The following is a 12,927-nucleotide window of genomic DNA, read 5'->3' on the forward strand; positions in this document are numbered from 1 at the left end:
TTCATAATATAGGAAAAGTATTAGATTTATATGGTTTCCATATTTTTTTCGTATAGAAAGAAGAAAGGACTTACATACCGATGGATTTCAAACAGCTTCTTTATTTCACCACCGTTGTGGACGAGGGCACCATCTCCGCCGCCGCAAGGAAGCTTCATATGACCCAGCCTCCTTTAAGCACCCAGCTTCGGCTTCTGGAGGACGAGGTGGGCTGTCTTTTATTCGAACGCGGCCCCCGCTCCATCCGTCTCACCGATGCCGGCCGCATCATGTACGACCGGGCTGTTCTTCTCCTCCGTATGTCCTCCCAGCTCACCGATGAGCTGGACGCCTGCACCCGAGGCTCCCACGGGACTCTGCGGATCGGAATCATCTCCTCCGTAGGCAGCACCCTCTGCTGTGACTGGTTCCGCGGCTTTCATGAGAAATATCCCGATGTTGGCTTTGAGGTTTCCGAAGCCAACACCTATCAGCTTCTGGAAAAGCTCCAGGATGGCGTTCTGGAGCTGGCCATTGTCCGCTCTCCCTTTCCCGCCGGAGATTATATCTCTTTGCCGCTAAAGGAAGAACGGATCTACGCCGCGGGACACCGGAAATTTTTTGAAGTATCGGATCATCCGCCCATCACCCGGACTCCACTCTCCATCAGCCAGTTATCCCGGCTTCCGCTGATCCTCTACCGCCGCTGGGAGCCTCTGTTTTCTGATGTTTTTCACGCCGCCGGCTTCGAGTTAAAGCCAGTCTGTAAAAATGATGACGCCCGTACCACAGCCTTCTGGAGTGATGCCGGACTCGGTGTCGGGCTCCTGCCCGAAGCTGTCCTTCCCCTGCTCCATAATCCAGAGACCGTCTGCCTCCCCCTGGAGGGCACCTCCTTCACCACAAACATCTTTCTGATCCGCAGCAAAAACGCTTATCTGTCGGCGGTGGGAAAGAGCTTTATACAGTATCTGGCAGAAACAGTAACAAATACGTGATTTCCGCACATAAAAAGGGACTCCTCCGGCATTTTGGAAGAATCCCTTTTATCGTATCAGCCTGCGGATCATACCGCGGTTCTGAATTTTCTGATTCCATTGTTTCTGTTCTGTCTTATCCCAGGCTGTCATCTGTTATTCTATATACTTCTATCACCATGATTCATCATCTGTCCGAAACGATCCCTGGAAGAGCATTTCTGAATTTCTGAAGCCGGTATTAGTTCCTCTTAATCACGCGCAACGGAAAACGCAACCGTTACATCGTAGCTGTTCGGGTTATATACATAAACACGATGGAAGCCATTCTGATTTACCGTAATCGGATATGCATATGCACCCGTTCCGGTAACGCCACGCATTATGCCATCCGGCTGGCTGAGACCGGTTCCAATTTTTGCATTTCTGGGAGACGGATTAATTGCAATTGAAATCCCTTCTCCTTTGGTTGCATAAAAAATCTGCGTCTCATACGTCTTGCCTGCTGGAATGTCCCATGTATAAGATTTCACGGACCTGCTGTCCAGATCCACCTCAACATCGGTAATCACCACATCGGCCGGATCAGCCGTCCAGGTATACTCCTCCAGATCCTGTACCGGAATCTCTCCGTCTGTTTTCATCACCCTGGTTGCTTCATAAATCTTTCCATAGATCCCGGCGGCCGCTTCGCCTGCTGCTATCGATGTCAGACCCGATGTCATCAGGAAACAAAGCAACAGTGCAATGAGGACAGCAGGTTTCATTCGTTTTCTTGTTTTCATCTCTCTCATTCTCATAATCCTCCTTCGGACTGCGTCAGGATCTTTTGCCAGACGCATTGCAGTATAATTCCAGTCCTCATCGTCTGCCGAAGCATAATCCAGAATCAGATTTCCATATCTGGATACATCCCAATGATGAATGGACTTTTGACAGATATAATAGTCGCAACACGCTTCTCCCCACTCCACAACATCCCCGATCAGCTTGGGCGTCATCGGATTGAACCAGTGAATCCGGACGATCCACGCGCAAAGCTTCTGCAGGATCGGATCACGTTGCTTATAATGCCGCAGCTCATGTTCCATAATCACTTCCATTTTCCAGTCTACCGGCTTCGCCGGGACAAGTATCATGTTGCTGCGAAAACTAACCAACATTGGTGAACATACTTCATCTGTTTCACAGAGGACGATTCTTCTCCGGATCCCCATCTCTGCTTTGAGCCGTTCACAAAGCTCCTGAATCTCCGGACGCGCCGGATGATTCAATTGCAGAAAGCGCTGGCTGAGAAAGCTTGTTTTCAGATAGTGGTAAGCTCTCTTCAAAAAGCCCACCAGCCAGATATACGCTATCCACAACAGCCCTATGGAAAACCAGGGCGTCAGACTGAACATGGTTCCTGTCTTCCTTGCTCCGAATATACCTGCCGTCCCCGCCTGATAAAGAAACGAAACGGGAAGCAGATGCAGGAGCAGAACAATCGTAAGACTGATCCGTATCATCACGACTTCTCCATGCGGCACAAGGAACCTCACTATAATCTTCTTCCAGAAGACATAGCTTACCGTTCCTACGATATCGGCCAACAGGATCATCCAAAAGATACTAATCAATATCATCCAACAGTTTCCTCAGCTCGTCTGCTTCTTCTTTGGTAATCTTCTCTGAACCACTGAGCGCCATGATTCCGTAGCGGGCGGTACTCATATTCCAGAAACCAGCCTGGTTTTCTACTTCCTCATGCATATACTGCTCTTTTGTGATCCTGGGCTCATAGAGCTTGTAATAATTTCCAGGTTTCGTTACAGTGATGAATTCTTTTCTCTGTAATTTGTCGATATAAACGCCGATTGCCTGGGGCGTCAGCTTCTCCCCGTACCATTCGTAAAGTTTTTTCACGATCTGGCTCGTTCCGGCGCCCTCGCCAATATCCCAGATTGCGTTCATCACAGTAAGCTCCCTGGCAGTAAGACGCTTCTTTGCCGACTTCATCAAATCCCTCCTTTCTTTTGTGATAGTTACAGCATACCATATTTTCGCCAAAAAGCAATGCTGTTTTCTATTTTTTTTGTATAAAATGTGTATTTTAAGTTCTTAAATCACTTATCGCGAAGCACTTTATACAGAAGATCTGCCAGCGGCTCCATCGCATTCCGCGCCTCCTCAAAGGTGTTTTCCTCCGTCCCCACTTCAATTAGCGTTGCCCGCGGCAGTACATGCTGGTTATACCGATAGGCCTTTAAAAAGGTCCGGAGCGTAAACCCCGGATAATATGCCTCCGCCTTCAGCTTCAGCTGAAAATTAAATGCCAGATTATCCAGCAGATACGGATTCGACACTCCCTCCAACGGCCCGTCCGGTGTCTGGCACATGCCATTAAAAAACATGATCGGAGCCGTCGGTTTTCCGTTAATGTCCACCACCTCATGCCCTCCGGAATCACGATGCAGATCAATCGTCACCTGGATCGAGGGATGTTCCGCCAGCGTTTCCTTTAACATGGACGCCGCCATGGAATAGGAATCCGAATAGGGAAACACTTCTGTATTATGGAGCACCTGAATCCCATACTGAGTCGATAACAGCTCTGCCAGATAATTTCCGATCCCAACCACTGTCATCGACTCATCGCCCTTCACCGAATCCGCAAACGCCTCGCTTCCGTGAGTATGAAACAACAGGAGCTGAACCTCATCCGTTTCCGGAAGTGTCATGTCCTTTCCCAGAAGTACGGAAGCATCCAGCTGCTCCGGATAAACCGTGGTGGACTTATGCACATAGAAAAACTTCTTTTTCATGAACTCAAAATCCGCCAGCTCCTCCATGGTATATACCGTTCCCGTTACTTCTTTCGCCGCCATGACAGGCTCTGATTCGCTGCCCGGCTCTCCAGATGCAGCTGATTCTTCCGGCGCAGCCATGTCTGTTCCTCCTGTGCCCTGTTCTGCTTCATCAGAATTACTCCCGGCGTTTACTCCGGCCGGTACTGTCTCCGTTTCTGCCTGTATCGTCTCAGCTCCATCCTGTACTGTCCCAGCTCCCGTCTTTACTGTCTCAGCTCCGGCCTGTGCCGCCAGCACACTGTTTCGGTACAGCTCCTGCTCTTTCTTCATTTCTTCATACGCCGGATCGGTCTGCGCCAGGACCGTTTTCTGTTTTTCCAGAAAACGGGACAATGCCGGAAACGCTGTCCGGTACCAGAACCTCCCCGCTGAAAACCAGGAACCTGTCCCCGATAAAGCTGATCCGGCAGTGCCTGTTCCGACAGTGCCGTCTTCTGATGAACTGCCTGCCTCTGATGCGCTGCCAGCCTCTGGTGAGCTGCCTGCCTCTGTCATGGAAGCTGCAGGATTCTTTATGACCGTCTCCTGCCAGAATGATACCATGGGCATGCGCGCCGCAAGAGCTGTCAGACGCCCCATACTGCCGCGCATACAAATACCGATCATCAGCATCGTTCCAAGCAGTGCGATTCCCCGTTTCCCATATTCTTTCACTGGCCGCAGTCCTCCCCTTTCGGTCGTTCCTGCTATTTTATTCCCAAAGAACCGCCATTATGCAGCTCTTCGTTTTTCGATCATTTTCCACCCATTCGAATGTAGTCAATTCGAAAAATGGGTACAAAAATGCCCCCGTCAGATTTCTCGATAATCTGAAATTTACAATTCTGTCGTTGCTAAGCAACAGAAAAAGAGCTATACTTAAATTGAGAAGTTGTGCTCAAAGGAGGTATGCTCTATGAGTGGATATAATATTGACATTGCCGATATGCAGTGCTGGGTCTTTCGGATGGCTCAATCCAAGTGGAAAATGTCTCACAGCGACTGCTCAGAATTGTTTAAGAAATACGACATTCTCGGATTTATCGCTGACTGCTATGACATTCTTCATTTGAATAGCTACGAATGTGTTTTACATGATGTTGAAACCCTGCTCAAGAATCGAGGTGTTACCGTATGATAGGACTTGAAGATGGAATGCTGCTCTACCACGGAAGTTATGTCAGTATTCCTGACATCGACTTAAGCCGCTGTATGGGTGGTCTCGATTTTGGTCGTCTTTTTCAAAAACCCAGTATCGAATGGTTGCATTTTGTAGCGGCCAATCGAAAGAAAGACCTCTTTCCTCAGCTTCTGAAAAAATACAGCGTAATTGATATCATCGGTGGAAAGATTGCCGACGATCAGACAGCCCGTACCCTTCAGATTTATATCAGCGGTGAAGGTGCCGGTGAGCCTGGAACTCCAAAAGCAGACAAAGAAACGATTGAAAAACTTTTACCAAACCGTCTCAAGGATCAATTTTGTTTCAGAACTCAGGATGCCGTCAAGCATCTTGAATTTATAAGGAGTGACCGCTATGGCGACATCAAATTATGATAATGCTATAAACTATAAATCTACAGACTCTCAAAAGGAGTGTTGCGCAGTAATTGCGATGCGCGAAGCTGTAGAAACTCTTGCTGTACGAGAAAAGATTTCTTATGAAGAAGCTCTTCTCCGTTTCACAAGTTCTCGTGCGTATGAAGCCCTCTTTGATTTTGACACAGAGATTTGGAAAGAAGGCTCTGATTATCTGCTGAACCTTTATGACTACTGCACTTCCAAAAAGACTGCATAAAAAATCAACCACACAAATATCGCCAGACGAACGTGCTTATTTCGTTCACAATATAAGCATGTTCGTCTGGTTTTTCATTTTGCGAATTCTGAGCCTCAATTGTAATTCAAGATCATTCTCATCCTTCTGTCCGTCATTTTTTCCGGCATTTGCGTCCGTTTCTTTTTCAGCATCTTCCCCGGCGTTCTTCCACTACTACCTGCGTTCGGTTAGAGGAGATTCCTTTAGCGCTCCTGCAGCGAATAACATTTTCTTCAAGCATATCTTCTCTTGTAAAAATCAAAAGATTATTATCCACTAGAACATCAATAATTGCGGCTTCTGCTGATCCTTCACATATACACGCTATATATGGTGCTAACTTCATCCTACCGCCCCCTTATTTAATTGAAGCGGCCAGATTTTTCTTCAAACGCATATATGCTTCATACGCTGGAGTTGTTCCTTCCAGGAATCCGCTTTGATATGCATCGCTCTTCTTAATGTCATTGCGCTTTAGAATATAGCTCAAGTTTTCCACTGTAATGCCATTTCGATTTCTTACGATACAAATTCCATCATTTCTGTCATATTCATCCAGCAGTTCCGGATAATGCGTTGTAAAAATCAGCGTTCCGCCTCTTTTGTTAAGTCGGCTGTCCATGAAGAAACGCATCAGAGTCGTTACAATTTCTTTATTAAAATGATTTTCAATTTCATCTACCAGAAGGTATCCTCCAGATTGAAGAACCTCTTTCACCATCGAAAATGTAATAATGCCCTTAATTGTACCAGAGGACAAATACTGTTCAAGATCTGCCGCATTATTCAAGATTATCTCATCTTCATCTCTAAATTTCAGATGAATAAATGTTTTTCCTTCCGCCTGCTCAAAACATAGCTTCTCGATGGTCGGGTCAAGAAAAGCAATCACTTCCAGCGGAATATCTTCTGTAAAAGGCAAAACATTCACATTCGTATAAGAAAGAAGGCTAAACACATCAACAGTGTCATTTACCTTTTTATTATGAGCGATAATAAAGCTGACATCATCTGAAAGATAAGCTTCATTGCTATTACGTGAATCAACAGGCTCTATTCCATCGAAATCCGTCAAATATTTTTTCGACTTAACGCTTGCAATCGGCTTTTCCCATAGTCTTTCAGACAAGATTAAATACACATACTCGCCTGTCTTTGCTTTTTTCGCTGTAATCACGGTTTCAAGACAGCAGATATATTTGCGCTTATCATAAAAGCATGTGCGAATCGTAGCTTTCTCTGATCCTCCAAGAATGGTTTTTGCCTCCACATGATTGATTGGCTCATTCTTTATAATGTTCAATGCTAAATTGATGACTTTCAGCACAGAGGTTTTACCAGAAGCATTGATTCCAATAAACGCACATGCAGAATGAAGGTAATAGTTATCAATCAGGTTATACAAATTATTCTTGTCATCTTCACTCACACGCTGCTGAGTGTAAAAGCAAATATCCAAGTCCTCCTTAAACAACGGAAGCCCTTGTGCTGTAATACGAAGTATTTTCATGTACCATTCTCCCTTATAAAAACGGTTTTCGCGTTTTTATTTTCCATCAAATTCATTATACCCTATTCTCCAGAAATTATCAACGACTTTTTCGTTTTTATTTTTCGTATTTCAAACTCCGATACGCATCCAGCACGAACTCCAAAAACTGGGGACTCATCTGCTCCACCATGCTCTTGCCATCCACATTCTCCAGCATGGTTACACCCGCTTTTGACAGGTCATCTTCTCTCTTCCCCAACTCCATGATGCTGTCTGCCACGGCCGCATCAATGAACGCAGCGAGCTTTGCTCCGTCAACATTGCTTTATGCCGGCATCGGTGCGCCATCATCACCGACTAAGTGATCACATCGCCGTCAACAGTTCCTTCCTTGATGAATGCGAAATAAACGCCCTTTTCAAATTCCAGAAAATCCGGAGCCTGATCTACCCGGTCTGCACTCATCTTTCTTTTTCCACGCCGGATGTCACTCAGGATTTTGCTTCGTGCCTTGCCGCCAAAGTCGCGCAGGCAGCTTCCATCCGTATCCAGTCCATTCTGGAGGATCTGAAAAGCCTGAAAAAACACACGCCCTCGCCGTAACAAGCGAGGGCTTTTGAACTCAAGGGGTTCATTTTATTTCCGTCACAAACTATACGATTCCATCATGAGCCGAATTCCGACTTTCAGGCCTTCCTCAAAAGCGGTCTTTTCCCATGCACAGCACACCGTTCCCTGTCGGTCCATGATCTTCTCCCAGAGAGGAATCCTATCGCCAACATAGTCATCTACGAGCCTATCCATACCATCTAACCCTCGCAGCCACTCTTCCAGTTCCTTTTCCTTTGCCTTTGCTGCTTTCCCGGCATCTGTGTTTTTCTCTACTGGATTGTTTTCCGTGTAATGCTCGTAGATCAGATCAAGCAGGTTCTCCACTAGCGGATAATACTCTGGTTCCGTTTTCTTCAAATACTCCTCCAGCATTTTCTTCAATTTTTCTATAATGCTGCCATCCTTCCCAACCGAGATTCACATTCTCAGTTACGGCACATATTACTGCACACTTCTGTACATAGCAACCTATTTTTTGCGGGTTTTTGGACGGCCCATCTTCTCCTTCACTTCATCCGGCACATCGATCAGACCGAACCGATAGAACATCCCGTAGATGTAGGTCACGCCTCGAATATCGCCCAGTGCTTTCGGTCGATCTACCACTTCTCCTTTAACATTCTTCAGCGCCAGCAGCACCGAACTCCACGCCAGACTTTTGCTGTTTTCCCGGCGGTCGATCCAGAGCTCCTTTGTATACTCGCCGTTCCTGCCCTTTTTAATTTCGTAAGAGAATGGTAAGCCAGAATAAGTTTTGAATTTCACACCGGCATAGGCCAGAACCACATCCCAGAAGTTTTCTTCTGTCGGATCAGCCCTCCACCGCTTCATTGTTCTGTATCTCCGCTGCCGCTCTGCTCCGACACTGATTTTCTCTTTTGATGCAGTACTTGGGAAGTATACACCTTTCTGATATGGCAGGTACGAGGTGATGGAGGCTTTAGATAGTTCAAGGGTTGCTGCGGTTGAGAGGATTGCTTCTTTATAGTTCTGTGTTTCTCGATACTCCTCAAAGGTATCCTGTACCTTCTCGGCTACTTCTGATTCATACACACCTGCTGTGATGAGCAGCTTCCGTACCTTGATGGGATTTAATCCCAGCTCATCTCCGATGGCCTGCAAGGACATCTCAGAATCATAAAGCGCCACAGCACTTTCCATCTGCTCTTTCAGGTTCTTCCCGGCATCGTACTCCGGCTTCAGCTTCTTCCGACCGCCGCCGGGCTTCCGGGGTTTATATGGTCTTTTCTCTCCCATGATTATTCATGCAGCTCCAGCGGCAATCCATCCGGGTCGTGGAAGAAAGTCATCTTCTTGCCGGTGTAATCATCCACGCGGATTGGCTCACATTCAATTCCTACCTCTGCCAGCTCATTCACTGTCTGTTCCACGCTATCAACGGAGAACGCAAGATGACGCAAACCACATGCTTCCGGACGGTTTACACGCGTCGGTGGATTTTCCTCAGCAAAAATCTCCAGTTCTGTGTGTTCATTAACGCGAAGATCCAGCTTCCAATCCCTGCGCTCCGGGCGGTAGTTTTCTCTAATAATGGGAAAGCCCAACTTGTTTACATAAAAATCCTTAGCTGCTTCGTAGTCAGATACGATGATTGCAATATGATGTATTTTTGATAAATTCATTTCCTCACGCTCCATTTCTTTTATTTTTGTTCATCTTTTATTTCCGTTATAAACTATATAACAGCCTTCAAAATATACCGTGCGAACTCCTGGAGTTCAGTTTGTCCACACGGTCGATCTTATTTCAGTTTTTCGAGGATCTCATCCGCACTCATGCCACTTGCCAGCAGCTTCTTCAGCACAGCCTCTGCTTCGGTCTTCTTAGCTTCTTCAGCGGCCTTAGCATCTGCCTTTGCTTTCTTCGCTTCCAAGGATGCCATTTCTTTTTCGGCCTTCTTCAGAGCAGTCTTTTTCTCTTTCAAGTCAGCCTTCAAAGTGTCAATGTTAGCGGTAATGGATGAGATCTCGGCTGTGAGTGCTTCCTTTGCGGACTGCTTTTCTGCAATCTGTGTTGCAAAATCTGCAGTCACAGTTTTGGGCTTATTCTTACTACCTTTAGTTCTGGGCATAGGACACAAACCTCTTTCCAAAATTATAATCGTTTAAATTAAGTATTGTGTAGGTATGAGAACAACATAAAAGTCTCTTTTTTTAGTATATCACAAAACTATACTCTTTTACAGTCGCTTTCTTGCCTTCATCGTCGCATAGTACACCAAGCCACCTACTACTCCGCCGACTGTGTTATAGAAGATGTCTGATAGTTGGAACGTCCCTAGCCGCATCAATAACTGCAACATCTCTATGCTTATCGAAAAGATAAATGCTATCTTTCCGCTATTGCACAGTATCTTCTTCCAGCCGTTTCCAATCTTCTCTCCGAATGTCCACATTACTACAACAGAAAATGGCATCATCATGATTACGTTCTCGATGCACTCGGTGGTCAGCTTCTGTTCACCGTTCACTGTCTCCCAGATGCCCCAGCCACCCATGACATCGGATAAAGGATTCATCCACAGCTGACGGTTTAACAGGGTTCGGAACAGAATAAGTGAGGTCACAAAAGCTAAGAAAAACAGCTTCCGAAAGAACACACTCTCTTTGAACTTCTGATACCATGTCATCATGGCAATCTTCCAGCCTTTGCCCGCATGTATTGGCTCATACGCATACAGGTAGAAAAACATGGCGAGGAAGGAAAGCAGGAGTGAAAATCCAAATGGCTCATAGAGAGCAGTCAGGATGTTTGTGATGATCTTTCCGAGTAAATCAATCGTTTCTTTCATCGCTGTTTACAGATCACTGAACAAGTCAGCCTTATACACACCGTTCTCCAGCATCTTCTTGAAGCTGTCCTTTACTGCTGCGACATCTTCATGGTAGGTCATGCCGTACCAGGTGTCGTTGGTCTTCAAAACCTTTACAGACATCTTGCCCTGCTCCAGTAATTCTCCAATGAAGATAGGGATCAGATACTCGGCTTTCTGAGGATTACCCGGTACTTCTTTCTCAAAGAATTCCTTGAAGCCTTCTTCCAGCACCTCTAAGAAATCAGGAGTCAATCCCCACATGTTCATAGACACCAGAGAATTCACATCAACAGCCACGCCGTCTGCCTCTGCCCCAGTTGCAGTCTTCACAATGTTCTTGGTTTCCACAACTTCTGTTAAATTATTCTGCTCATCCATCTTGCAGATGCCACGAGTCACACCGCCATTATCAGACAGAGTATTCTTCAGCACAAAGCCAGCCATGCAGGAGTTACCGCCATCCACCAGATACTCATGGACTGCCTTGAAGCCTTCCTTACCATAGTAATCGTCTGCATTGATCACAATGAATGGTGTCTTAATTTCTTCCTTCGCTGCAAGCACGGCTTGTCCCGTTCCCCACGGCTTAGTCCGGCCTTCTGGAAGCTCTCCCGGAATATCGTTGATATCCTGGAAAGCATAGTCCACTGTTACATTGTGAGAAGAACAAATAGAGGCAATGCGGTCACCGATGACCTCTTTGAACTCCTTCTCAATATCCTTACGGATGATAAATACCACATGATTGAAACCAGCTTCAATCGCATCATGGATCGAGTAGTCCATGATGATATGATTGGAAGCATCCACCGGCTCCAACTGCTTAATACCCGTTCCGAAGCGACTGCCGATACCAGCTGCCATAATAAGTAATGTTGTTTTCATATCTCTCTCCTTATGTACCGAACTTTCATTTTTTAAGTTATTGTATTACACCGATTTTCTATTCCGTTTTACTCTACTTACAACTTCCATTGCTAAGGAATTATTAAGCACCAGTAATACTACTCCGTACACGCCAGCTGAAAGCGCAACTGCGAAAATTGTGTAAATCACTGTTCCAAGATGGAAATTTCTTAGTGCCATACAAACTACAGCAATCCCTATACACCCAACACAAACAGAAACAACATCCTTTTTATTCACTGTGATTTTAGTTAAGTCCTTTGAACAGCACATGCAAATTACCATTGAACAAAGTTCTGCAATAAATGTTGTTAACGCTGCAGCATTCTGCTTCCACACAGGGATCAAGATGATATTCAGCACAATATTAATAATTGCACTCACAAGTGTTGCTATAAAAACTTGTTTTTCTCTTTTATATGGTATTAAAACACATGAGTTATATAACCATCCAAAAAGGCATACTGCTAACGCCAGGCTTAATATTCTTAAAGAAGTAGTCGCGTCTGTAAATGTTACATCGGAAAGTATTAATACTACTTCTTTACTGAGCATAAACAGTCCAATGACTGCAGGCATTACAATTATGAATAGACTTCTAAAAATATTGTTAAAGGTTCTATCAAAATTCGCTTTATCCTTCTTTCCTGCGTACAATGAAAGTCGCGGAATTGCAACAACAAGAATTGCCGATAGAAACATCTTAACAATTTTATATATTTTAACTGCCAACGAATACAATCCAACATTATAATCTGATGTCATAAAACCAAGAATAGTTATATCCGAATTAACATAAATTGTTGTTGCTACTGTTGTTGCAAATATAATCAAAATAGGCTTTAAATGTGTCTTCCACTCAATTGCAAAAGTTATTTTAATATCACACATTCTTTTTGCGTGGAATAGGTTAACTATGTTTGCGCCTGCATCTGCTACAACCGTAATAACAGCATATATATAATAATCCTCTGGCTTATGTACAAAGGCAAATAACATAATAATTGATGCAATTTGAACAATTATACTTCTGATTGTTATAAATGCGTAATCTTCATATATGGAATATATCCATTCCACGCCTATTGTGCGGAATAAAATTTCCGCACTAAAAATAAGAATCAATACTGCGTATCCATGAAATTTTGGCACAACAATAATTGCCAGAATCAAAATTATATAGGATATTAGCATTGAAATAATATTTATCGAAAAAATTTCAGATGAAAATTTTGATATTTTTTCTCTATCACCTTTATATTTTGCTCCCTCACGAATCGCGTATGTTGAGATTCCCAATGCCGCCAATAAAATAAAATAGCTATTAACCGAGTTAGCAAAATTATATTTTCCCAAATTCTCAACTTGAAGAACTCTAGAAACATACGGGAATGTAATCAGCGGAAAGACCACCGACATTATATTTTTTATTCCATTTAAAATTGCATTTATTCCAAGTGACTTTCTTTTCATAACCA

Annotated in this window: 18 protein-coding genes; 4 read left to right on the forward strand and 14 right to left on the reverse strand. The window is 44.5% G+C overall.

Annotated features, from left to right (window positions below; all coding sequences use genetic code 11):
• Positions 1-80 precede the first annotated feature (80 nt).
• Entirely contained in the window at positions 81-977 is an 897-nt protein-coding gene (locus ACTQ3K_RS07970) for a LysR family transcriptional regulator (protein ID WP_441567056.1), read from the forward strand.
• A gap of 230 nt (positions 978-1,207) precedes the next feature.
• Here ACTQ3K_RS07970 and ACTQ3K_RS07975 read toward each other — a convergent pair whose 3' ends face one another.
• From ACTQ3K_RS07975 to ACTQ3K_RS07985, 3 genes are all read right to left on the reverse strand, one after another.
• Entirely contained in the window at positions 1,208-2,581 is a 1,374-nt protein-coding gene (locus tag ACTQ3K_RS07975; RefSeq protein ID WP_441567058.1) for a M56 family metallopeptidase, read from the reverse strand.
• Positions 2,568-2,954, reverse strand: coding sequence for a BlaI/MecI/CopY family transcriptional regulator (locus ACTQ3K_RS07980; RefSeq protein WP_441567060.1), 387 nt, complete (start codon positions 2,952-2,954; stop codon positions 2,568-2,570). Before ACTQ3K_RS07980 ends, ACTQ3K_RS07975 begins: the two co-directional genes overlap by 14 nt.
• A gap of 107 nt (positions 2,955-3,061) precedes the next feature.
• Complete coding sequence (locus ACTQ3K_RS07985) at positions 3,062-4,459, reverse strand: stage II sporulation protein P (RefSeq protein ID WP_441567062.1); 1,398 nt, start codon at positions 4,457-4,459, stop codon at positions 3,062-3,064.
• A 241-nt stretch (positions 4,460-4,700) separates the two neighbouring features.
• Between ACTQ3K_RS07985 and ACTQ3K_RS07990 the strand changes: the two genes are divergently transcribed.
• From ACTQ3K_RS07990 to ACTQ3K_RS08000, 3 genes are read left to right on the forward strand one after another with little or no spacing between them, the layout of a single operon-like run.
• Positions 4,701-4,922 carry a DUF3791 domain-containing protein gene (locus tag ACTQ3K_RS07990; protein ID WP_441567064.1) on the forward strand — a complete coding sequence of 74 codons (222 nt, stop codon included), beginning with the start codon at positions 4,701-4,703 and terminating at the stop codon, positions 4,920-4,922.
• Positions 4,919-5,341, forward strand: a complete 423-nt coding sequence (locus ACTQ3K_RS07995) for a DUF3990 domain-containing protein (protein ID WP_441567066.1) — start codon at positions 4,919-4,921, stop codon at positions 5,339-5,341. Before ACTQ3K_RS07990 ends, ACTQ3K_RS07995 begins: the two co-directional genes overlap by 4 nt.
• The gene (locus ACTQ3K_RS08000) at positions 5,322-5,582 is read left to right on the forward strand and encodes a hypothetical protein (protein ID WP_441567068.1); all 261 of its coding nucleotides are present in this window, start codon (positions 5,322-5,324) and stop codon (positions 5,580-5,582) included. The genes ACTQ3K_RS07995 and ACTQ3K_RS08000 overlap by 20 nt, the downstream gene beginning before the upstream one ends.
• Positions 5,583-5,748: 166 nt before the next feature.
• Here ACTQ3K_RS08000 and ACTQ3K_RS08005 read toward each other — a convergent pair whose 3' ends face one another.
• The 11 genes from ACTQ3K_RS08005 to ACTQ3K_RS08055 all read right to left on the reverse strand — a co-directional run bounded on the left by ACTQ3K_RS08005 (position 5,749) and on the right by ACTQ3K_RS08055 (position 12,922).
• On the reverse strand, positions 5,749-5,949 hold the full coding sequence (locus tag ACTQ3K_RS08005; RefSeq protein ID WP_441567069.1) for a hypothetical protein: 201 nt from the start codon (positions 5,947-5,949) through the stop codon (positions 5,749-5,751).
• A 12-nt stretch (positions 5,950-5,961) separates the two neighbouring features.
• Positions 5,962-7,113, reverse strand: coding sequence for an AAA family ATPase (locus tag ACTQ3K_RS08010; protein ID WP_441567071.1), 1,152 nt, complete (start codon positions 7,111-7,113; stop codon positions 5,962-5,964).
• A 97-nt stretch (positions 7,114-7,210) separates the two neighbouring features.
• Complete coding sequence (locus tag ACTQ3K_RS08015; RefSeq protein ID WP_441567073.1) at positions 7,211-7,360, reverse strand: hypothetical protein; 150 nt, start codon at positions 7,358-7,360, stop codon at positions 7,211-7,213.
• Positions 7,361-7,452: 92 nt separating this feature from the next.
• Positions 7,453-7,683 carry a hypothetical protein gene (locus ACTQ3K_RS08020; RefSeq protein ID WP_441567075.1) on the reverse strand — a complete coding sequence of 77 codons (231 nt, stop codon included), beginning with the start codon at positions 7,681-7,683 and terminating at the stop codon, positions 7,453-7,455.
• A gap of 57 nt (positions 7,684-7,740) precedes the next feature.
• Positions 7,741-8,064 carry a hypothetical protein gene (locus ACTQ3K_RS08025; protein ID WP_441567077.1) on the reverse strand — a complete coding sequence of 108 codons (324 nt, stop codon included), beginning with the start codon at positions 8,062-8,064 and terminating at the stop codon, positions 7,741-7,743.
• 111 nt (positions 8,065-8,175) lie between these two features.
• Positions 8,176-8,964, reverse strand: a complete 789-nt coding sequence (locus ACTQ3K_RS08030) for a hypothetical protein (protein ID WP_441567078.1) — start codon at positions 8,962-8,964, stop codon at positions 8,176-8,178.
• 2 nt (positions 8,965-8,966) lie between these two features.
• A complete protein-coding gene (gene gloA2 / locus ACTQ3K_RS08035; protein WP_441567080.1) occupies positions 8,967-9,350 on the reverse strand; it encodes an SMU1112c/YaeR family gloxylase I-like metalloprotein in 384 nt (127 codons plus the stop codon).
• Between the two features lie 119 nt (positions 9,351-9,469).
• Positions 9,470-9,799: a hypothetical protein gene (locus ACTQ3K_RS08040; RefSeq protein WP_441567082.1), complete on the reverse strand. Its 330-nt coding sequence runs from the start codon at positions 9,797-9,799 to the stop codon at positions 9,470-9,472.
• A 108-nt stretch (positions 9,800-9,907) separates the two neighbouring features.
• Positions 9,908-10,519: a VanZ family protein gene (locus ACTQ3K_RS08045; protein ID WP_441567084.1), complete on the reverse strand. Its 612-nt coding sequence runs from the start codon at positions 10,517-10,519 to the stop codon at positions 9,908-9,910.
• Between the two features lie 6 nt (positions 10,520-10,525).
• Positions 10,526-11,428, reverse strand: a complete 903-nt coding sequence (locus ACTQ3K_RS08050; RefSeq protein WP_441567086.1) for a sugar phosphate nucleotidyltransferase — start codon at positions 11,426-11,428, stop codon at positions 10,526-10,528.
• A gap of 45 nt (positions 11,429-11,473) precedes the next feature.
• Entirely contained in the window at positions 11,474-12,922 is a 1,449-nt protein-coding gene (locus ACTQ3K_RS08055; RefSeq protein ID WP_441567088.1) for a flippase, read from the reverse strand.
• Positions 12,923-12,927 lie beyond the last annotated feature (5 nt).

Origin of the sequence: Candidatus Paralachnospira sp. LCP21S3_A2 (assembly GCF_052118925.1) — a bacterium.
Classification (GTDB): Bacteria; Bacillota; Clostridia; order Lachnospirales; family Lachnospiraceae; genus Lientehia.

Bases quoted from the DNA above. Each gene is read 5' to 3' on its own strand.
- ACTQ3K_RS08015 (WP_441567073.1), bottom strand. From the start codon at position 7,360: ATGGAGTTGGGGAAGAGAGAAGATGACCTGTCAAAAGCGGGTGTAACC.
- ACTQ3K_RS08010 (WP_441567071.1), bottom strand. From the start codon at position 7,113: ATGAAAATACTTCGTATTACAGCACAAGGGCTTCCGTTGTTTAAGGAG.
- ACTQ3K_RS07970 (WP_441567056.1), top strand. From the start codon at position 81: ATGGATTTCAAACAGCTTCTTTATTTCACCACCGTTGTGGACGAGGGC.
- ACTQ3K_RS07995 (WP_441567066.1), top strand. From the start codon at position 4,919: ATGATAGGACTTGAAGATGGAATGCTGCTCTACCACGGAAGTTATGTC.
- ACTQ3K_RS08045 (WP_441567084.1), bottom strand. From the start codon at position 10,519: ATGAAAGAAACGATTGATTTACTCGGAAAGATCATCACAAACATCCTG.
- ACTQ3K_RS07975 (WP_441567058.1), bottom strand. From the start codon at position 2,581: ATGATATTGATTAGTATCTTTTGGATGATCCTGTTGGCCGATATCGTA.
- ACTQ3K_RS08030 (WP_441567078.1), bottom strand. From the start codon at position 8,964: ATGGGAGAGAAAAGACCATATAAACCCCGGAAGCCCGGCGGCGGTCGG.
- ACTQ3K_RS08040 (WP_441567082.1), bottom strand. From the start codon at position 9,799: ATGCCCAGAACTAAAGGTAGTAAGAATAAGCCCAAAACTGTGACTGCA.
- ACTQ3K_RS08000 (WP_441567068.1), top strand. From the start codon at position 5,322: ATGGCGACATCAAATTATGATAATGCTATAAACTATAAATCTACAGAC.
- ACTQ3K_RS08055 (WP_441567088.1), bottom strand. From the start codon at position 12,922: ATGAAAAGAAAGTCACTTGGAATAAATGCAATTTTAAATGGAATAAAA.
- gloA2 (WP_441567080.1), bottom strand. From the start codon at position 9,350: ATGAATTTATCAAAAATACATCATATTGCAATCATCGTATCTGACTAC.
- ACTQ3K_RS07990 (WP_441567064.1), top strand. From the start codon at position 4,701: ATGAGTGGATATAATATTGACATTGCCGATATGCAGTGCTGGGTCTTT.
- ACTQ3K_RS08005 (WP_441567069.1), bottom strand. From the start codon at position 5,949: ATGAAGTTAGCACCATATATAGCGTGTATATGTGAAGGATCAGCAGAA.
- ACTQ3K_RS07980 (WP_441567060.1), bottom strand. From the start codon at position 2,954: ATGAAGTCGGCAAAGAAGCGTCTTACTGCCAGGGAGCTTACTGTGATG.
- ACTQ3K_RS08050 (WP_441567086.1), bottom strand. From the start codon at position 11,428: ATGAAAACAACATTACTTATTATGGCAGCTGGTATCGGCAGTCGCTTC.